The sequence below is a fragment of the Pseudoalteromonas sp. Z9A5 genome (genome assembly GCF_011378875.1).
Classification (GTDB): domain Bacteria; phylum Pseudomonadota; class Gammaproteobacteria; order Enterobacterales; family Alteromonadaceae; genus Pseudoalteromonas.
The window spans coordinates 1-20654 of record NZ_WTLC01000002.1; the positions used below are offsets into that span (position 1 = coordinate 1).

Here is a 20654-nt window from a genome sequence, read left to right on the forward strand (position 1 = left end):
GGCAGTTACACGGTGAGCGTGAGCATGACCGACGCCGCACAAAATACCACTGTTGTTAGTGGTACAGGTGAAGTGGATGTTACCCCACCGGAACTGAGAATTATTCCTGCATTTGCAACAGGTAATTTGGTTTCTCTTTCCGGGGAATCGGATTTACCAGGAGGCTCTGTGATCACTATTACAGAGCATTTAGTTGGTGGGTTAATTGGCGCAACTTACACCGCAACAACGAATGCTGATGGCTCATGGGGTGTTGCAAACATAACTGTGCCTTTACTTAATCTTGCTTATGTAACTGCAACAGCAACTGATGCAGCTGGTAATATTGCATCAGTTAATACACTTGATTTTGATAACGTAGCGCCAGACCTAACCGTTAGTGTCGATGCTTTATCTAATGACAGTACGCCAGTAATTAGCGGCACCACCGATATGGGGCAAGGCACTGTAATTAATATAACAGTGACTGATAGTGAAGGAGAAAGCCAAGCGTTTACTGCGACAGTTCAAGCCGGTGGCGACTGGTCTGTTGCTGTACCTGCAGAGCTAGCGCAAGGTCAATATACCGTTGTTGCAGAGGTTAGAGACAGTGTTGGTAACTTAACAACGCAGCAGGCTCAAGGTGAAATAGACAGTGTTGATCCTACATTAATTGTGAACGAAGTTAACGCGACAATAGATACAACACCTACAATTTCAGGCACAAGTAATGAGATAGGTGCAGATGTAAGCATTATTATTGGTGGTCAAACACTAACAGCAACTGTGGGTACTGATGGCAATTGGCAAGTAGATGTCCCCGTAGGACTTGTTGATGGTGATTATACGGCGCAAGTAAGTATTACCGATGACGCTAATAATATCAGCAGCACGACTATTGATTTAACAATTGATACCCAAGTACCTATTATTGTACTTAATGATATAACTGTATTTAACACTAATACACCAATTGTAAGTGGTACTTCAACTGAACCACAGAATACGGTGGTCGATATAGTCATTACAGATAGCAATAATGACACACACATTTTAACCGCAATAGTTGATGCTAACGGCGATTGGCAAGTTACGGCGCCAAGCTTGCCAGATGGCAATTATGATGTAGAGGTAAGTATTACCGATGATGCTGGCAATCAAGGTTTGGATACAGGCTCGAGCTTTATTGATACTCAAGCACCAAGTATTTCTATAAACGCATTAGGTACAATTAATGACAGCACGCCAACTATTTCAGGCACATCCAATGAACCTGAAAACACGAGTATTACAGTAACTGTGACCGATGGAGATAGTACCGAGACTTACACAACTGTTGTTGGTGCAGGAGGTGATTGGAGTGTAGATATAACCGACGCACTGACTGATGGTGAAGTTACAGTTTCTGCAAGTGTTACTGATACCGCAGGGAATGAATCAGTTGCAAATAGTACCGCAACGTTAAATACCAATGCGCCTACAATCAATATTAATACAATTGTTGATACGAACGATCAAACACCAGCAATATCGGGCACAAGTAGTGCGGCAGATAGCACAGAAATTACGGTCGTTATAACTGACGTTAATAACATTTCACATACTGTAACTACTTCGGTAGTAGGCGGGATTTGGAGTGTTGATGCGATAAGTATTCTTCCTGAAGGTGAGTTTACTGTTTCGGCAAGTGTGACTGAAGGTGGCTTAACGAGTAATGCAGCGGGCGAGGGCGTGATCGATTTAACTCCACCAGCACTTAATATTACACCGCCGGTAACGTCTAATGACACTACGCCTACAATTTCAGGCACAACTACAGCTCCACAAGGCGCCATAGTCGCTATTTTAATTACAGATAGCTTAGGTGCAGAGCAAACGGTTAATGCTACGGTTGGTGCAAATGGCATATGGTCAGTCGCTGCAAGTACAGAGTTGAGCGAGGGCACTTACACGGTTTTAGCTTCAACAACAGATACTGCCGGTAATCCTGTAAACACAAGTATTACAGGGGAAGTTGACATAACAGCGCCAGTTGTGACCATTAACGATATTGTTGGAGGTACAGACTTAACCCCAGGTATTTCAGGAAGTGTGACAGGTGCCAATGTGGGTGATGCTGTTGCAGTGGTATTCACTGATGCACAAGGTAATGAGCACACTGTAAATACAACGGTTCAAACTGGAGGTATATGGTCTGTAGAGGCAAGTAGCTCTCTTTCACAAGGAGATTATTCAGTTGAAGCATTTGTTACTGACAGCGCTGGTAATACCGGGGACGCAACAAATACAGCAACTATAGATACCATTGCACCAGAGATTAGTATTAATCAAAGTTCATTAATACTAACTCAAGATAGCACTCCATTGATTACAGGTACGTCTAACGAGGCAAATACAAACGTTATTGTTACCTTTACTGATTCTGCTGGAGTTTCTCATCAAATGACCGTTCAAACCGATGGCAATGGAGACTGGCAAGCGGCTGCTAATAATATTTTAGCTGACGGTGTTTACAGTGTTAGTGCAACTATTAGCGATGCGGCAGGTAATACTTCTACTGACAGTAAAACCGGTGGCGAGATTGATACAGTAGGACCAGAGCTAACAATAGTGCCTTCGTTCTTAGTTGGGGGCATACTATCACTATCGGGTACCTCTGATTTGGGCCCTAATGAAACTGTAACAGTAACAACTAGGTTAGCAGGAAGTTTAGTTGATAGTACTTATGAAGTACTCACCGATGTTAATGGTGATTGGGAATTACTTGGCTTGACAATTAATATTATAGGCTTGTCTACAGTCACAGCATCAGCTACAGATGAAGCGGGTAATACAACGACGATAACGACAGCAGATATTGATAACACAACACCGTTATTAGATGCAGTAGTTAACTTTGTAACTGGAGAGGGGGACTTACCAATAATTAGTGGGTCAACCGACCAAGCACCAGGCACTGAAGTGCTAGTTAAAGTGGTAGATAGCGAAAATGCAGTACAAGAGCTAGTTGCTATAGTACAAGCCGATAACTCATGGGCTGTGCAAGTACCTCAATCATTGGCTGAAGGTACATATAATGCAACCGTAGATATAGTAAATGAGGTTGGTTTAACAACAACAATCTTATTGACCGAGGTTGTAGATACATTATCTCCCAGCCTAAGTTTAGAAGTTATTGGCACAACATCGGATTCAATGCCAATCATTCAAGGTACTAGTGATCTAATTAACGGTGTGGTAAAAATTCAGCTTGATGGTGGCTCAGTAATAGAGACGACAGTTAATGCTGCTGGGGAATTCACACTTCAACTAGATGTATTAACTGATGGGCAACACGTTGCTAATGTGAGTATTACCGATGGTGCAGGAAACGTAGTTACCGATACTCTCGTATTTGTAGTTGATGCACTAGTACCTGTGGTGAGTATTTTGCCATTGGCTATTAGCAATACCGATATATTAACTATTTCAGGCAGTTCTGAAGAGCCTGAAGGTACAGACATTGATGTAACTATTATTGGTAGTAATGGCAACGAAACCGTATTTAATACCTTAATTGGTAGCGATGGCAAGTGGTCTTTAGTAACTACTAGCTTATCAGATGGTGTATATACTGTTTCTGCAAGTATAACTGACGCGGCAGGTAATACAGGGCAGTCGGTCACTGAGCTAGTAACGATAGACACTTTACCCCCAATGCTAGTGATTGAGGCAATTGGTGTACTTAATACACTAACACCTACTATTGAAGGGACAAGCGATGAAAAGGTAGGAAGTTTAATTACCGTAAATATTACTGACTCTACAGATACATTATATGTAGTTACCACTTCGGTATTAGGAGACGGAACATGGCTTATTGTTACTCCTTTACTTGCTGAAGGTGACTTAACAATTGAGGCAATAAGTACAGATGATGCTGGGAATATAACAACAGTTACTCAAACGGGCACTATTAGTACAACCTTACCAGGTTTGTTAATTAATCAAATTGTAGATACAAGCGATACAACGCCAACAATTACAGGTACCACAGATATATTAGCAGGTGACGTACAGGTAGTTATTACCGATAGTAGCGGTACAGCAACGACATATAACACCCAAGCTATTGCAGGTGTATGGACTCTAATACCTACAACACCATTAGCTGAAGGTGCCTTTACTGTAAGTGCTACAGTTGAAAACTTAGGGCTTACAAGTTCTACAAGCCTAGGTGGCATTATTGATTTAACACCACCAACAGTTGAAGTTAACCAGTTACCTGTTACTAATAACCCGTTACCAACAATTACAGGTACAAGCGATGCACCAGCAGGTACAAATGTGAGTGTTGTTATTACCGATGCTAATAACAATTCACAAACTATTACCGCTCAAGTTTCAGGAAGTGGCACATGGTCAGTAACAGCTACCACCACGCTTAGTGAAGGTAGCTTTAGTGCAATAGCATCAATAAGCGATACAGCGGGTAACTCTGCTAGCGATACTATGGTGTCAAGTACCGATTACACAGCACCAACTGTAGTGATAGACCCAATTACAGTAGGGCAAGATACAACGCCTACCATTACGGGTTCTGTAACTGGAAGCTTTGCAGGTGCGGCTGTAATAGTTATGTTTACAGATTCTGCAGGCGCTTCGCACAGTGTTCAAACAAATGTGAATGCTGATGGGACGTGGAGCGTGATATCAGCAGAAGTACTTCCTGAGGGCAACTACAGCGTTGATGTAAGCATTGTTGATGGTGCAAGTAATACTGGTACGCAATCATCAAGTAGCGCAATTGACTCAGGTATTACAATTGATTCAGGATTGGTACTAACTACAGATCAAAACCCAGTTATAACAGGTACAGCCGCTCCTGGTGAGTCAGTAACGGTGACCTTTAGTGGCGCTACAGAGGCAACTGAAGCAGTAACTGCTGATGCATCGGGTGAATGGAGCGTAACAGCTAATACTAACTTAGCTGACGGGGTGTACACAGTAACAGCTGTAGCAACTGATACATCAGGTAATACAACTTCAAGCGGTAGTATATCTGGATTGGTTATTGATACTACACCACCTATAGTAAATGATTTTGAGGTTGATTATTTACTCGACGAGCTTACAGGACTTATAAAGATAGCTGTTGTAGGTTTTCATGGCACTACAGATGCAGAGCCCGGCACGACAGTTACATTAGATAACTCGTTACTACTTGGCTTAAGTATTGGAAATAAAACAACGACAGTGCAAAGCGATGGAAGTTGGGAGTTTACTAGTATTGATCTCAACTTAGGTGCTCTAGAACTTCTAGGTTTAGGACTAAACGATGTCAGAATTATATTTGAAGACGAAGCAGGTAATACCACAACCATTGATGGTGAAGGTACTGAAATACCGACTACATCAGATATTCAATCATCTCCAGACACCAATGTACTAACTTCGTTTGGTGAAGAATCAGCATTGGATGAGACAGCGCCTAATGATGTATCAAGCAACAACGTATCAAGCAACAACGTATTAAGCAGTGAGACTATTGATTTAGGTAATTTAAGCAGTTTATCAATAACGTCAGAACAAACTGTACAAATAGGTTCTGCAGAGCCACTTAATATTAACGATGTAATTGTTGATTCTGATGCAGATCAGCTTGTTGCTCTTAAGCTCCTTGATGATGAGGGTTCCTATATTGAGTATAAGCCATCGCAAAATGCAGAGCCTGCAGCTACAACACCTGCAAGTGATGTACAAACTCAATCAGAGGAGTTGATAAAACACCTAATAGAAAATGGTAACAATCAAACTGATATTTAACATACGAAACCCACCTTAAAAATATTTAAGGTGGGTTTTAGTGCAAGGTTATAATGCCAATTTGATTAAAGTATTACTTAATGTAATAAGTTGAAGTACTCATTTTAATATAGAGCGCTTGCATAGCTAATCATTAAGCAAAAAAGCCCTACTGATGCTATCAGTAGGGCTTTTTATATAATCTAGGTTTAAAGCACTAAGCTTTTAAGTTGTGTACTAACTTACTCTCGGTATTTACAGATTTACCGGCTTGGTCGTAGGTCATTGACGTTGGTGCGCCAATTAATATCTCTTTTAATTGTTTAACACTTAGTTGCGCTTGGCGGGCAGCATGAGCATTAACATTATTTTGTTTTTGGCATTGTTCCAGCTTGCTGCGAACTAATGAAATTAAATCAGGTATATCTTCGGCTTGTTCATTATTGCTAGCTATCAATTTGCTTAATTCTTTATCGAGCGAACTTAGCTTGGTTAAAAAAGACATTTTTTGTTGGGCAATTTCTTTTAAACCTTCACCACGTCGAGACGCAATCGCGGTAAGTTCGTCATTCAATAAAGAATGTAAAGATGCTAAGCAATCAACTTGCTCATTTAGTTTAATCGTAATTAAACCATTGTGATCAGCCATAAACGTTAAACTCAAAGTCAGCTAAATTTTTAGCAAGTTTTTCACTGTCTATTTGGTACTTGCCTTCGGTAATTGCTTTTTTTAGTTCAGCAACTTTATCACCATCAAAACCAGGCGACTGTTGCGCTTTATCTTGTAATGTTTTTAATTGCTGAGCTTGTGGAGTTAAGCTAACAGAATCGCTTGCAGCCTTAGGTGTAGCAGACTGAGCAGCTTGTGTATTTGCATTATCTCTTTGTAAATCAACTTTTTGTTGCTTAGCATTAGTTAAAACGTTTGCTTGTTGATTACCTGAACTAACTTGATTAACCATAATAATAAACCTGTATATTACCCAACTTATGCCAGTTTATCGGCATATACGCAGGATACTTTAGCATAAATCTAAATTAAATATTCACTTGCACAGACTCTACACCATCTACTCGCGCATTTAAAACTTTACCTGTTTTTTTGTTCTTAACTCGTATTTGCTCACCAATGGTCCCATCTTCTAATGCAACGCCAGAAGTTTTAATTTTGAGCCCTTTAAGGTTTGCATAAATATTTACTGAGTCTCCTTTACACACCATACAAATATGGCTTAGTAATATTGGCATACCGCTTCTAATATTACGCTTACTTCTGCTGCCAATAAGCATTTTAGGATCATCTAAATATTGTATTCTTACAAAATGAGTTGGCTTCATTTCTACGCTTAGGTGAGAGCTTGTAATGACTTCTCCTCGCGTTAAATTTGAACTAGCAACAACAACTGGTGCCATTTCAATAACTCTTACATGAACATATTGAGCCCAATTTTGAGCGTCATTACATTTTATTTGTAAAGTAACTTGCCGATTAAAAGGAGGCTCACTATTTGTAGATAACTCGGGTGCCATATCACAGTTTCTATCAGGAATTCGGCTGTCTAATGGCAATGCACTTATTTGCATTTTATTATTGTCGATATCACCAATTTTTGTTGTTACATAACTTACAGCCATCTCTTGCAATAAATCTTTATTGAATATTTTTGCGTGAAGGGGGAATGCTAAACAGAGGCTAGCAACAAAATAGAAAACACTGTATCTTCTGACTTTTTTTAACAAACTCATAATGTTTCGACTATGCTTATGGTTTCAAACAGGGTATAAATATTTGGCGTCAAAAAGAAGACGCTCCCGTGATGTTATGTAAGCTTAATAAATAGAAAGCAATTATCGTTCCGTATTATTTGTTTTCTTTAGGAGATTTGAATGGCAGGTATTTTAGACTCAGTAAACCAACGAACTCAGTTGGTTGGCCAGAACCGCCTAGAATTACTATTGTTTAAGCTCAGAGGACGGCAACGTTTTGGTATCAATGTATTTAAGGTGAGAGAAGTACTGCAATGTCCTCCACTAACAAGTATGCCAAAATCAAATGCCTATATTCGTGGTGTTGCGCACATTAGAGGTCAAACTATTTCAGTTATCGACTTATCGATGGCAGTAGGTGGGCGCCCAATAGAAAACATTAAAGACAGCTTTATTATCATTGCCGAATATAATCGCTCTGTACAAGGGTTTTTAGTCGGCGGGGTAGAGCGTATTGTTAACATGAATTGGGAAAAAATAATGCCACCACCATCAGGTGCTGGGCGTTATTCATATTTAACAGCCGTAACCGAGATTGAAAACGAATTAGTTGAAATTCTCGATGTAGAAAAAATTCTTAACGAAATTTGCCCTGTTAACACCGAAGTAAGTGCTGAAGTGGCTGCCAGTGGCGACATTCAAAAAGATTTAGGTGAGCGAATTGTTTTTATTGCTGATGATTCTGCCGTAGCGCGTAATCAAGTAAAACGTGCATTAGAGCCGTTAGGCGTACAAACAGAACTTGCTAAAAATGGTAAAGAAGCTTTAATCAGGTTAAAAGAAATAGCAGAACTTGATTGTAAAAATGATATTACAGAGCGCGTAGCGCTACTTATTTCAGATGTTGAAATGCCTGAAATGGATGGTTATACACTAACGGCAGAAATAAAAGCTGACCCTAAGCTCGCTCCATTACATGTTATTTTACATACATCATTAAGCGGCGTTTTTAATCAAGCTATGATTGAAAAAGTAGGCGCAGATGATTTTATTGCTAAATTTAACCCAGATGAATTAGCAACAGCTGTTAAAAAATGGGTTAGTTGTGATTAATTTAAAAAGGTGGCTTTAACTTGGATAATAAAGACTTGCAGCAAAGTGAATACGATCAGTTTCGTTCGTTTTTAGAGCAGCAATGCGGTATTGTTTTAGGTGAAAACAAGCAATACTTAGTTAAAAGTCGACTTGCACCACTAATGACTCGGTTTGATGTAAAATCTTTATCAGAGCTAGTGAGTAAAACGATGGGGCTTCATGAGCGACAGCTTCGTGCAGCAGTTGTTGATGCAATGACCACTAACGAAACATTGTGGTTTAGAGATCAATATCCATTTGAGTTATTACAAAGTAAATTATTTCCTGAGTTTAAAGAATTAAGACGACCATTAAAGATTTGGTCTGCTGCAAGCTCTTCAGGTCAAGAACCGTACTCTATTGCAATGTCGGTTGCTGAGTTTCAAGTAAAAAAGCCAGGCGTATTACGTATGGGTGCGCAAATTATAGGCACTGATATTTCTAATACGATGCTTGATATGTGTAAAAATGCTGAATACGATGCCCTTGCTTTAGCGCGAGGTTTATCGGCTGAACGTCGTAAAAAGTTTTTTAAAGATAGCGGCAATGGTATGGCACAAGTAAACGACACAATAAAAAAACAAGTCAGTTTTAGGCATTTAAATTTACTCGATTCGTATGCATTGATGGGCAAATTTGATGTTATTTTTTGCCGTAATGTATTGATTTATTTTGCACCTGAAATAAAAGCTAAAATTATTAAACAGTTTGCTCAAGCGCTAAATCCTAAAGGGTACTTATTTTTAGGTGCATCGGAGTCGATGGCTGGGTTAAGTGACGAATTTGATATGGTGCGATGTAACCCCGGTATTATTTACCAAAAGAAATTATAACGTTTATTCCTTCCTTCTAAAACGACACATTATGTGTCGTTTTTCTTTTTAATACATAACCTTACAAAAATAACTGTTCTTCTAATATAAATGGCTTATTTTTTGCTTTATTTAAGGCAAGTCAATTTTTTGGAGATGGTTATGGCTATCAGTTTTGATAAAGCATTAGGTGTGCATCCGCAGGCTATGTTGATCCGTTCACAACGAGCAGAAGTAATTGCAACTAATATTGCGAATGCTGATACGCCGGGCTACAAAGCAAAAGATATAGATTTTGCCTCAGCATTAAAAGCGGCAAGATCACACCAGCAAAGCGGCAATACAATGGTACGCACTAACGATAAACACATTGGTGGTGGTACTCGCAGTATGGGTGATTCAGAATTATTTCGCTCGCCAAATCAATCAGATACAGGTGATGGTAACTCCGTTGATATACAGGTGGAACGGAACTTGTATACACAGAATGCTATGGAGTATCAGGCAAGCTTGCAGTTTTTAAGCGGCAGGTTTAAAGGTCTGAATAAAGCACTCGGTAGTCAAGGATAAAAATTATGAGTTTATATAATGTATTTGATATAGCTGGTTCGGGTATGAGCGCACAAAATGTACGCTTAAATACCACCGCGAGTAATATTTCTAATGCTAATACGATTAGTTCTTCTCAAGACAAAACATACCGAGCGCGACAACCTGTATTTGCTGCTGAACTTACCAAAGCGTCAGCATCAGCAAGTAATCCACAGGGCTCCGCTGTTGGCGTTAAAGTATTGGGTATTGTTGAAAGCAACAAACCATTACAAATTGAATATAATCCAAATCATCCAAGTGCGGATGAAAATGGTTATATTTATAAACCCAACGTTAATGTTGTTGAGGAGATGGCTAATATGATTTCTGCCTCTCGCTCTTATGAAACAAACGTGCAAGTTGCAGATGCAGCTAAGCAAATGTTAAGTAAAACACTGCTGCTAGGTCAGCGGTAACCGAGGGTAGGTTATGAGTACCGATATAAACACATCTTCATCCTATTTAGACTCTTTACGTTGGCAAGATAGTACGCCAGTTTCAACTGAAGAAGAAAGTGATGCGTTAACCCAAGAAGATTTCTTCTCGCTGTTAACACAACAGCTGTCGTTTCAAGATCCAAGTAACCCAGCAGATAACGATCAAATGATTGCGCAAATGACCAGCTTTACCATGGCGCAAGGAATTAGTGATTTGAATTCAAACTTTGAATCACTTGCCACATCAATGACCTCAAACTCAGCGCTACAAGCGTCGACGTTAGTAGGTAAACAAGCGTTACTAGAATCTAATACATTAGATTTAAATGAAACAGATGACGCAAAAGGTTCTATTGTTGCTGAAAACCCTGTTGAAAGTTTAACGTTGCGCGTTACAGATGCATCAGGTCAATTAGTGCGAAGCATTGATTTAGGATCTCAGTCTGCAGGCGCAGTACGCTTTGCATGGGATGGTAAAAATGATGCAGGTGAACGTTTACCTGAAGGTGAATATACAGTATCTGCTGAAGGCAGTACTAATGGTGAGTTTTCAAGCTTACCAATAGCAACGTTTAAAAATATTGAGAGTGTTAATATTAATGGCTCCAGCGGCATAATAATTAATACTAAAGAAGGTGCGGTTAGGCTGACAGATGTAGCAGAAATCGCGTAAAAATTTTAAGTATATTTCGCCTGTCAGCAGGCTAAAAATTAACAGGTTAAAGGTGAATTATGAGTTTCAATATTGCATTAACCGGCCTAGCTGCCGCTCAAAAAGATTTAGACGTTACTGCAAATAACATTGCAAACGTTAATACTACTGGCTTTAAAGAATCACGTGCTGAGTTTGCTGATGTATATGCATCATCTGTATTTAGCTCAGGAAACACTAAAAATGGTGACGGCGTGCAAACGACTACGGTTGCTCAGCAATTTCACCAGGGTTCATTACAATTTACTAATAACTCACTTGATTTAGCAATCACGGGCGAAGGTTACTTTGCGATGAGTGAAGATTTAGGTTCGCAAGACTTTTCATATACGCGTGCCGGTGCATTTAAATTAAATGAAGACAACTTTGTAGTGGATGCAAAAGGTAACTTTTTACAAGGGTTTCCGGTAGACGAATCAACAGGTGATACAACATCTGTAAGTTTGAGTACATCATCTCCATTACAAATACCAGATTCTTCAGGATCGCCACGTGCAACAACTCAAATATATTCGTCATTTAATTTAGATTCACGTAGTACGCAGCCAACAGTTACGCCTTTTGACTCAGGTACGAGTGCTTCTTATAACAGTTCTACATCAACAACTGTTTATGATTCGTTAGGTGAAGCACACGTTTTACAATTATATTTTGTGAAAACAGATCCTGCTACTACAGCAAATACATGGGAAGTTTACGGAACATTAGACGGTAAAAATTTCGATGCTAGTGGAACTGAAACAGCGGCTGGTGCTCATTCTCCTATCGACACACTTGCTTTTACATCGGCAGGTTTGCCAGATGTAACGTCTCCAGCTACAACGTTTGATGATGTTGCCTTAGCTTCAGGTGCGGCAGCAGGAATGAGCACTCTATTAGATAACGGTGCTAGTTTTTCTGAAAATATAAATGTAAGTTGGCGCGATGAAGCCGGCTCAGCAAATAAAATACCAACTCAATATGCAAGTAGCTTTGAAGTAAAAGCACTTGAGCAAGACGGTGCAACAGTTGGTCGTTTAGCCGGTATTGATATTGGTACCGACGGTAAAGTAGTTGCATCTTATAGTAATGGCGACTCAACATTTTTAGGTCAAGTAGCAATGGTGCGTTTTTCAAACTCACAAGGTTTGCAACAAGTAGGTGATACTTCTTGGAAATCAAGTTTGACATCTGGCGAGCCAATGGCGGGTGAACCAAACTCTGGTACGTTAGGGTCTATTAACTCATCAGCACTTGAGCAATCAAACGTTAATTTAACAAATGAACTAGTTGACTTAATTAGTGCTCAGCGTAATTTTCAGGCTAACTCTCGAGCGCTTGAAGTTAACTCTACAATTCAGCAAACTATTTTACAGCTGCAATAAATTAAACGTTCTACAGTTAAGTATTTTAGGCTGCATTTTTGCAGCCTTTTTTGTTTCTACTGTTTATTTTATCGCCTCAATGTTGTGTCAATTTTAATCTGGCATCTATTTTGCATTTGTTAAGTCAGAGATTTTTTATGTGAGTCGATGTTATGGACAAAATGGTCTACATTGCGGCGTCTGGCGCCAAGCAAAGCCTACAAGGATTAGCGCTTAAAGCCAATAATTTGGCGAATGCCAATACAACTGGTTTTAAAGCTGATTTTGCTCAAGCGCGTTCTATGCAAGCATTTGGTGAAGGCTTACCTACACGCGTATTTTCTATGCAAGAACGTCCAGGTTCAAACATGACATCGGGCGGGATTATTCAAACAGGGCGAGACCTAGATATTGCAATGAGCGATAACGCATGGCTCAGCGTGCAAGATGAATCCGGCAACGAAGCTTACACAAAAGTTGGTACGCTAAACATAACAGCCGAAGGCATGTTAGTTACCAGTGGCGGTCGTCAAGTTATTGGCGAAGGTGGTCCGGTTATATTACCCGTACCGATTGAAAAAATTGGTTTTAGTGAAGACGGTACTATTCAAGTTCGACCTCAAGGCGCACCCGCTAATTTTTTAGAAGAAGTTGATCGTTTAAAAGTAGTTGAAGCAAATGGCTCTCAGCTCGAAAAAGGTAACGATGGCTTATTCAGACCAAAGCCTAATCAAACGGTTGATACCTCAGCCAATGTAAAAGTATTAAGTGGTAGTTTAGAAATGTCGAATGTGAATCCGGTTCACGAAATGGTCGACATGATCAGCCATCAACGCCAATTTGAATTACAAGTAAAACTAATGAAAACAGCTGAAGAGATTGATAAAACGCAAGATCAGCTGTTACGCGTAGTTTAACTTTAAAATGAGGACACTATTATGAATCCTGCATTGTGGATCAGTAAAACAGGGCTTGACGCTCAACAAACCGATATATCGGTTATTTCAAATAACTTGGCAAATGCGAGTACGGTTGGTTATAAAAAAAGCCGTGCCGTATTTGAAGATTTACTTTATCAAAATATAAATCAGCCGGGCGGGCGTTCATCGCAAGACACCGAAATGCCATCAGGGTTAATGTTAGGTGCCGGTGCAAAAGTGGTTGCTAACCAAAAAAACTTTTCACAAGGTAATATGTTAACCACCGAAAACTCATTAGATTGGATGATTTCGGGCTCTGGTTTTTTTGAAGTACTCCAACCAGATGGCAACATTGCTTATTCTCGCAATGGGCAATTTACTACCGATGGCGACGGAAGAGTTGTTACATCGGGCGCAGGTTATGTTGTTCAACCAGAAATGAATGTACCTGACGACGCGCAATCAATCACAGTTTCTCAAGACGGCGAAGTGTCAGTACGTGTTGCAGGACAAGCCGATAACGTTGTTATTGGGCAAATTACAATAAGTGACTTTATTAATCCATCAGGTCTTGAGCCTATAGGGCAAAACCTTTACACCGAAACCGCAGTAAGTGGTGCGCCAGTGCAAGGTAACCCAGGTGTTGATGGCTTAGGTACTATTATTCAGGGTTCACTTGAAACATCAAACGTAAACGTAACTGAAGAATTAGTAAACCTAATTGAAACACAACGTATTTATGAGATGAACTCAAAAGTAATTTCGGCAGTTGACGAAATGATGAGTTACATCAATCAACAGTTATAAGGTTTAGGGGTGAACATGCGTAATATTATGTTATTTGCAGCAGGTACTTTATTTTTAAGTGGTTGCGTATCAACACAAAATAGTGAAGTGGTGCAAGACGACCCTTACTACGCGCCAATGTACCCTGAGCCAAATATAGAGCCCGTTGTTGCAACCGGTTCATTGTTTAACACAAACGTATCTAACGATTTATACGCAGACAGAAAAGCGCTGCGAACTGGCGATATTATTACGGTTAAATTAGAAGAGTCGACTCAAGCCACAAAAGCGGCAAAAACAGAAACAGACAAAGAAACCGAGGCAAGCCTTGACCCCGTAATTGGTTTTGGCGGCTTACCGGTTAATATTGGTGGCGACAGCATTCAGTTTGGTATTGGTAGCGACTCCTCATTTACGGGTGATTCAAAATCAAACCAATCAAATAGTTTAGTGGGCGACATATCAGTAAATGTAATGCGTGTTTTGCCAAATGGTAACTTAGTTATACGCGGCGAAAAATGGCTAACACTAAATACAGGCGAAGAGTTTATTCGTTTAGAAGGTTTAGTGCGCCCGCAAGATGTAAGTTCAGACAATACAGTTGAGTCAAACCGAATCGCCAATGCGCGTATTCAGTACTCAGGTAAAGGGCAAACCCAAGAGGCACAAAGTCCTGGTTGGTTAACACGCTTTTTTAGTAGCTCGCTTTTTCCTTTTTAGAGGACATTCATTATGAATGGATTTAAAGTTTTTTGTTTAATCGCTTTACTAGGTTGCCAATTTTCGGCAAATGCAGAGCGTATTAAAGATGTCTCTATGGTTGAAGGCGTTCGCTCTAACCAACTAGTTGGCTATGGTTTAGTGGTCGGTTTACCTGGCACTGGAGAGCAAAGCAAGTTTACTCAACAGAGCTTTATGGGCATGTTAAGTAACTTTGGTATTACATTACCTTCTACTTTAAGCCCTAAAATTAAAAATGTAGCGGCAGTGGCCGTACATGCTGAGTTACCAGCATTTAGAAAGCCAGGGCAAACAATTGATATTACCGTATCGTCTATCGGTAGTGCGGGTAGTTTACGTGGTGGCACGCTAATACAAACATTTTTAAAAGGGGTTGATGGCAATGTATATGCCATTGCACAAGGCAGTCTTATTGTAGGTGGTTTAGGTGCACAGGGTTTAGATGGCAGTAAGGTTGTTATTAATACCCCCACGGTTGGTCGTATTCCTAATGGAGCAACGGTTGAGCGTGCTGTTAAAAGTCCGTTTTTGCAAGGTGATTACATTACCTTTAATTTAAATCGCCCTGATTTTACAACAGCAAAACGCCTTGAAGAAACAATTAACAACCTAGTTGGTCCTAACAGTGCACAAGCGTTAGATTCTGTTTCTATTCGTGTACTAGCCCCAAGAGATGCATCGCAACGCGTATCGTACTTATCAACGCTCGAAAACTTAGAGTTTAAACCTGCTGATATGGCTGCAAAAATTATTGTTAACTCGCGTACAGGTACCATTGTTATTGGTAAAAACGTAAAATTACAACCTGCAGCTATTACGCACGGTGGTTTAACCGTCACTATTTCTGAGCAACAAAACGTATCGCAGCCAAACCCATTAAGCGAAGGTCAAACCGCAGTAACACAACAAAGTATTATTGATGTAAAGCAAGATGATTCTCGTGCATTTGTATTTAATCCAGGTGTAAGCCTAGATGACCTAGTACGCGCAATTAATGAAGTTGGTGCGGCACCAGGCGACTTAATGGCTATTTTAGAAGCACTAAAAGAAGCGGGTGCAATTAACGGACAACTAGTTGTAATATAAAAATAAAGTTAGCCCTTGCAGTTTACTTGCTAGGGCTAAGCTAAAAAACCTCATTTATAATCCACTTATAAATTCAAAAACACATCAACTGGCTCAATTTTTGCATTTTTAACTGCATTATTCATTATTGTGTCAAAAAGCTGATGGAAACAAATCATCTCGATAAACAAAACTTTTTTGATTTAGGCAACTTAAACTCACTTCGTAAAGAAGCCTTAACAAGTGGCGATGCATCAACAGATGCCTCTAAAGCTGCACTCAAAAAAGCGGCGGCACAATTTGAAGCTATTTTTACGCAAATGCTGCTTAAAAGTATGCGTAAAGCAAACGAAGCATTTGAAGACAAAGAAAGCCCATTTAACTCAAGCGGCGTAAAATTCTTCCAAGAAATGCACGATCAACAGCTCTCAACAGAACTCTCATCAAATGGTTCATTAGGGCTTGCTGACTTAATTGTTCAGCAGTTATCGCCCGATGGTAAAAAGTTTATGCCAGGCTCTGTACTAAGAACCACTAACGATATTTTTAGCGATAAAAGCATCGGTTCTGCACCTTCTTATGAGCAAGCCGAGAAAAAGGCAGAGCCTATAGTTAGTAGCGTTGAAGCAAGTACCGAAAAGCCAAAAGCAACTACACCTGCATTCGAAACCGCCGAAGAGTTTGTAAGTTCAGTATGGGAGCATGCAAAAACAGCAGCTAAAAAAATAGGTTTAAACCCAGCTGTAATGGTTGCACAAGCGGCGCTTGAAACTGGTTGGGGCAAACATATTATTAATAAAAGCGATGGCAATAGCTCAAATAATTTATTCAATATTAAATCGGATAAAAGTTGGGAAGGTGAAAAAGCCAGCAAAGTAACTCTCGAATTTGAGCAAGGCGCGGCGGTTAAAAAACAAGCCAGCTTTAGAGCCTACGATTCAATTAAAGAGAGCGTAAACGACTTTGTTGATTTTTTGACGCAAAACCCTCGTTATAAAGAAGCACTACAAAATACAGCAAAACCGAGCGACTTTTTAGATTCACTACAAAAAGCAGGTTATGCAACCGATCCAAATTATGCCAGCAAAATAAAACAGGTACTTAACAGTACTGAATTAAAAGACATTGCGGCAAATGTGATCCGCCAAGGAGTAAAGTAACATGTCGTATGATTTACTAAATATTGCCAGTTCAGGAGTAAGAGCAAGCTCTGAGTTACTGCAAACGACAAGTAAAAATATTGCAAACGTAAATACCGAAGGCTATGTACGCGAGCGCACAGAATTTACAACCACAATAGATAACCAAGTAGGGCAAGGCGATACCTACCGTTTACTTAATCAATTTGCTCAAGAGCAGTTAAACAGAGACACCTCTAATAAAACGTTTTTTGATCAATTTGTAACAGAAGCAAATAGAGTCGACACCTTATTTTCAGAAGAAGCAAATAGCTTATCTACAGGTATAAATTCGTTATTTAATAACGTACAAGAAGCGCTTAACCAGCCATCGTCAACGCTTGCTCGCTCTTTGGTTATGACAGATGCGCAAAGTTTAATAAATCAAATGGATAGGTTATCAGGTATTGTGTTCGATCAGCAAAGTGTAGTGAACGAACAGCTAGAAATATTCTCAGATGAAGCTAATGCGCTTATTCAAAATATTAGCTCTTTAAACCAAGATATAGCTGCTGTAAATGGGACCAGTAATGCCGCCGATGCCAGCTCAACCTATAACGAGCGCGACAAAGCAATACGCGACTTGTCAGAGTTAATTGATATTGAAACACTTGATGGTCCAAATGGCGAAAAACTTGTATTTATGGGAACAGGCGAAGCCGTTGTAATGCAAAGTGGCTCGTTTAATTTATTTTCTATGACGGGGGATCCCGATCCTAATTTTAAAGAGCTAACGCTAGATGTTAATGGTGGCAAGGCTGTGCCACTTGAAATAGATGCTAGTAAATTAAAAGGAAAAATTGGCGGCTTACTTGCTTTTAGAGACGATATCTTAGTGCCCGCACAAAATCAAATTGGTCAAATGGGCTTAGCTATAGCTGATGCATTTAACGAACAAAACAAACTAGGTATGGATGCAAACGGTGAGCTAGGTGGAGATATATTTACCATACCTACAGTGAATGCTTTTGCTTATCAAAGTAATAGCAGTGGTGTTACAAGTATGACAGCCACGGTTGAACCCGGTAAAGGTGATGAATTACCTGCCAGCGATTTTATTATTACCTACACAGCTAATCCTAACGAAGTAAGTATTCAGGCAGTTGATAATAAAGGCGAGTTAATTGGCACACCATCACTTGCAGACACAACGAGTGGTGTAATAAATGCATCATCAATGATCAATGGTGACGAGTCTTTTGGATTACAAATAGCAATTACTGGTGCGGGTGCTGCTGGCGATCAATTTCAAGTAAAACTGAATTCTCAAGCGGCTACGAGTATATCGCTTGCAACAGGGCGTGGTGAAGACCTTGCACTGGCGTCACCAATTAGAACAGCTAACGATTTAAATAATACCGGAACAGCCACTATTTCTGCAGGCGAAGTAACCGATGTAACAACGGGGAGTTTTACTTCAGACCCTTTAGCGTTAACTAACGGCAGTATTTCTTTAGTTAAAACGGGAAACCTAAACGAATATCAAATTTCGGATGGAAGTAATACCGCAACAACAATTATTATTCCACCGCCAGGTAATAATGTTTTAGCTCAAGCAGGAGCGCCGTATAGTGATTATGGTTTTGATTTTAATATAGAAGGCACTCCGGCAACCGGCGATACGTTTACACTAGAACTTAATGAAGGTGGCTTTGACGATAACCGAAATGGTTTAAAGCTTGCTGAATTGCAAAATGGTGAACTGGTACGTCAAAATGTTGTTACAACCTCCACCGCCGACAACCATAAAACATTTAACCAAGCCTATGCTGGTATGGTTACCGATATAGGTGTAGTGACAGGGCAAGCAATTACAAGTGGAGCCGCATTTGATGCTCTTGCACAGCAATCTGAAGCTTGGTATGAATCACTTTCAGGGGTAAACCTTGATGAAGAAGCTGCAAATTTACTGCGTTTTCAGCAGTCTTATGCAGCATCAGCGCAGGTTTTATCTGCTGCGCGTTCTATTTTTGAAACTTTACTTAGTGCTGCGAGGTAATTATGCGTTTATCTAATAATTTAATGTATCAAAGCAGTATTAATAAAATACTGGACGGGCAACAAGGTGTAGCCAATGCACAAGAACGAGTTAATACGGGTCAAAAGTATTTAACAACGTCTGAAGCACCAGCAGATATTTCACAAGCAATGCTGTATTCAAATAAAATACAAACCAATGAGCAATACACAAAAAATATTAATCAGCTTAATGGTCGCCTAGAAACAGAAGAAAGCGTATTACAGAGTATTAATACTAATATTCAACAAGCACAGGAACTGGCATTACAAGCGGGTAATGGTGCTTACACCAAAGATGATCTAAAGTCGATTGCATCAGAGTTGAGTGGCATTCAAGAAACCCTTGCTAATTTAATGAACACCCGCTCAGAAGACGGAAAATTCATATTTTCAGGCTACCAAGACAGCACGCAGCCGTATCAGCTCGAATCAGGTGAATATAACTATAAAGGCGATCAAGGTCAGCACCAAATTACCATAGCTGAAGGTGTATCCATTAAATCAAGTGATAACGGCTTTGATACGTTTGAAAAAACGGCTGCGCGTTTAAATATAGACACAAATGTTGCTTCAATTCCTACAACCGCACCCGCTAATAACGTGACGGCTGGCACAGTGTATGTTGATGGTCAAACTGAGTTTGATAAGTTTCATCAAGCTAAATACAATGCCGATCCAGCGACTCCAGTTTCACCTACAGCAAATACTTTTAGTGTAGTCACAACCGCTGGTGCGACAACAAACGATCCTGATACATACGAAATTTTACAAGATGGCGTGTCGCTTACCCCGCCTCAAACTGGTGAAGTTACTGATAATACAATTGAGTTTGCAGGTATGAAAATTCAATTTGAGGGTAGCGCGCCTGGCCAACTCGATTTTAACCTTGAAGAACCTCACAAAGAAAACGTACTTAATACACTACAAGCACTTATTACAGGCTTGAATGATGGCACGCTTGAAGGCGATGACTTTCAACAAGTGCTTGCCGATGGTGTTGTACAACTGCAAAACGCCAGTGAACAAGTGGTGTTTACACAAGCCAGTTTAGGTGGGCGTATGAATGCACTAGATAGGGTAACTGATTCTAATGCAGCCCTAGATATTCAAAACCAGAGTAATCGCTCAAGCCTAATAGAAGTAGATATGGCAGCGGCAATCAGCGAACTAACAAAACAAGAAACTGCACTGCAAGCATCTCAAGCAACATTTGGTCGCTTATCAAACCTTTCATTGTTCGACTATATATAACCAGAAATACTTTGCCGCTTTACCTACTTTAAAGCGGCAATACTTTGCTACAAAATTGCGGCAAAAATTGGCTACAAAATTGCGGCAAAAAACTGTCACTCCCTTCCAAATAGCTTCACTCTTTATTTACTATTCAACAACTTCTGTTTTTATAAATAAAAACAACAACTTAAAAATAAATCAAAGTTGGCACAG

General features: G+C 39.8%; 17 protein-coding genes. 14 read left to right on the top strand and 3 right to left on the bottom strand.

Features of this window, described 5'->3' with window-relative positions:
* The first annotated feature begins 24 nt into the window (after positions 1–24).
* A complete protein-coding gene (locus GQR56_RS01540; RefSeq protein ID WP_166108925.1) occupies positions 25–5784 on the top strand; it encodes an Ig-like domain-containing protein in 5760 nt (1919 codons plus the stop codon).
* A 196-nt stretch (positions 5785–5980) separates the two neighbouring features.
* Here the strand turns inward: GQR56_RS01540 and flgN are convergent, their stop codons facing one another.
* The 3 genes from flgN to flgA all read right to left on the bottom strand — a co-directional run bounded on the left by flgN (position 5981) and on the right by flgA (position 7509).
* Complete coding sequence (gene flgN, locus GQR56_RS01545; protein WP_166108926.1) at positions 5981–6412, bottom strand: flagellar export chaperone FlgN; 432 nt, start codon at positions 6410–6412, stop codon at positions 5981–5983.
* Positions 6405–6725: a flagellar biosynthesis anti-sigma factor FlgM gene (flgM, locus tag GQR56_RS01550; protein WP_024611496.1), complete on the bottom strand. Its 321-nt coding sequence runs from the start codon at positions 6723–6725 to the stop codon at positions 6405–6407. The genes flgN and flgM overlap by 8 nt, the downstream gene beginning before the upstream one ends.
* Positions 6726–6801: 76 nt before the next feature.
* Positions 6802–7509 carry a flagellar basal body P-ring formation chaperone FlgA gene (gene flgA / locus GQR56_RS01555; protein WP_166108927.1) on the bottom strand — a complete coding sequence of 236 codons (708 nt, stop codon included), beginning with the start codon at positions 7507–7509 and terminating at the stop codon, positions 6802–6804.
* A 141-nt stretch (positions 7510–7650) separates the two neighbouring features.
* Between flgA and GQR56_RS01560 the strand changes: the two genes are divergently transcribed.
* The 13 genes from GQR56_RS01560 to flgL all read left to right on the top strand — a co-directional run bounded on the left by GQR56_RS01560 (position 7651) and on the right by flgL (position 20459).
* Positions 7651–8583, top strand: coding sequence for a chemotaxis protein CheV (locus tag GQR56_RS01560; protein WP_024611498.1), 933 nt, complete (start codon positions 7651–7653; stop codon positions 8581–8583).
* 20 nt (positions 8584–8603) lie between these two features.
* On the top strand, positions 8604–9437 hold the full coding sequence (locus GQR56_RS01565; RefSeq protein WP_166108928.1) for a protein-glutamate O-methyltransferase CheR: 834 nt from the start codon (positions 8604–8606) through the stop codon (positions 9435–9437).
* Between the two features lie 141 nt (positions 9438–9578).
* A complete protein-coding gene (gene flgB, locus GQR56_RS01570) occupies positions 9579–9986 on the top strand; it encodes a flagellar basal body rod protein FlgB (RefSeq protein WP_166108929.1) in 408 nt (135 codons plus the stop codon).
* A gap of 5 nt (positions 9987–9991) precedes the next feature.
* On the top strand, positions 9992–10423 hold the full coding sequence (gene flgC, locus GQR56_RS01575) for a flagellar basal body rod protein FlgC (protein WP_024611501.1): 432 nt from the start codon (positions 9992–9994) through the stop codon (positions 10421–10423).
* A 13-nt stretch (positions 10424–10436) separates the two neighbouring features.
* Positions 10437–11117 (top strand): flagellar hook assembly protein FlgD, encoded by a 681-nt coding sequence (locus GQR56_RS01580; RefSeq protein ID WP_024611502.1) that lies wholly within the window; start codon positions 10437–10439, stop codon positions 11115–11117.
* Between the two features lie 59 nt (positions 11118–11176).
* Positions 11177–12520, top strand: a complete 1344-nt coding sequence (gene flgE, locus GQR56_RS01585) for a flagellar hook protein FlgE (protein ID WP_166108930.1) — start codon at positions 11177–11179, stop codon at positions 12518–12520.
* A gap of 152 nt (positions 12521–12672) precedes the next feature.
* Entirely contained in the window at positions 12673–13416 is a 744-nt protein-coding gene (locus GQR56_RS01590) for a flagellar basal body rod protein FlgF (RefSeq protein ID WP_166108931.1), read from the top strand.
* Positions 13417–13437: 21 nt separating this feature from the next.
* Positions 13438–14226 (top strand): flagellar basal-body rod protein FlgG, encoded by a 789-nt coding sequence (gene flgG, locus GQR56_RS01595; protein WP_024611504.1) that lies wholly within the window; start codon positions 13438–13440, stop codon positions 14224–14226.
* Between the two features lie 15 nt (positions 14227–14241).
* The gene (flgH, locus tag GQR56_RS01600) at positions 14242–14925 is read left to right on the top strand and encodes a flagellar basal body L-ring protein FlgH (protein ID WP_166108932.1); all 684 of its coding nucleotides are present in this window, start codon (positions 14242–14244) and stop codon (positions 14923–14925) included.
* Between the two features lie 12 nt (positions 14926–14937).
* The gene (locus tag GQR56_RS01605; RefSeq protein WP_024611506.1) at positions 14938–16032 is read left to right on the top strand and encodes a flagellar basal body P-ring protein FlgI; all 1095 of its coding nucleotides are present in this window, start codon (positions 14938–14940) and stop codon (positions 16030–16032) included.
* A gap of 143 nt (positions 16033–16175) precedes the next feature.
* Positions 16176–17171, top strand: a complete 996-nt coding sequence (flgJ, locus tag GQR56_RS01610) for a flagellar assembly peptidoglycan hydrolase FlgJ (protein WP_166108933.1) — start codon at positions 16176–16178, stop codon at positions 17169–17171.
* Between the two features lies 1 nt (position 17172).
* The gene (gene flgK, locus GQR56_RS01615; RefSeq protein ID WP_166108934.1) at positions 17173–19188 is read left to right on the top strand and encodes a flagellar hook-associated protein FlgK; all 2016 of its coding nucleotides are present in this window, start codon (positions 17173–17175) and stop codon (positions 19186–19188) included.
* Between the two features lie 2 nt (positions 19189–19190).
* Entirely contained in the window at positions 19191–20459 is a 1269-nt protein-coding gene (gene flgL, locus GQR56_RS01620) for a flagellar hook-associated protein FlgL (protein WP_166108935.1), read from the top strand.
* Positions 20460–20654 lie beyond the last annotated feature (195 nt).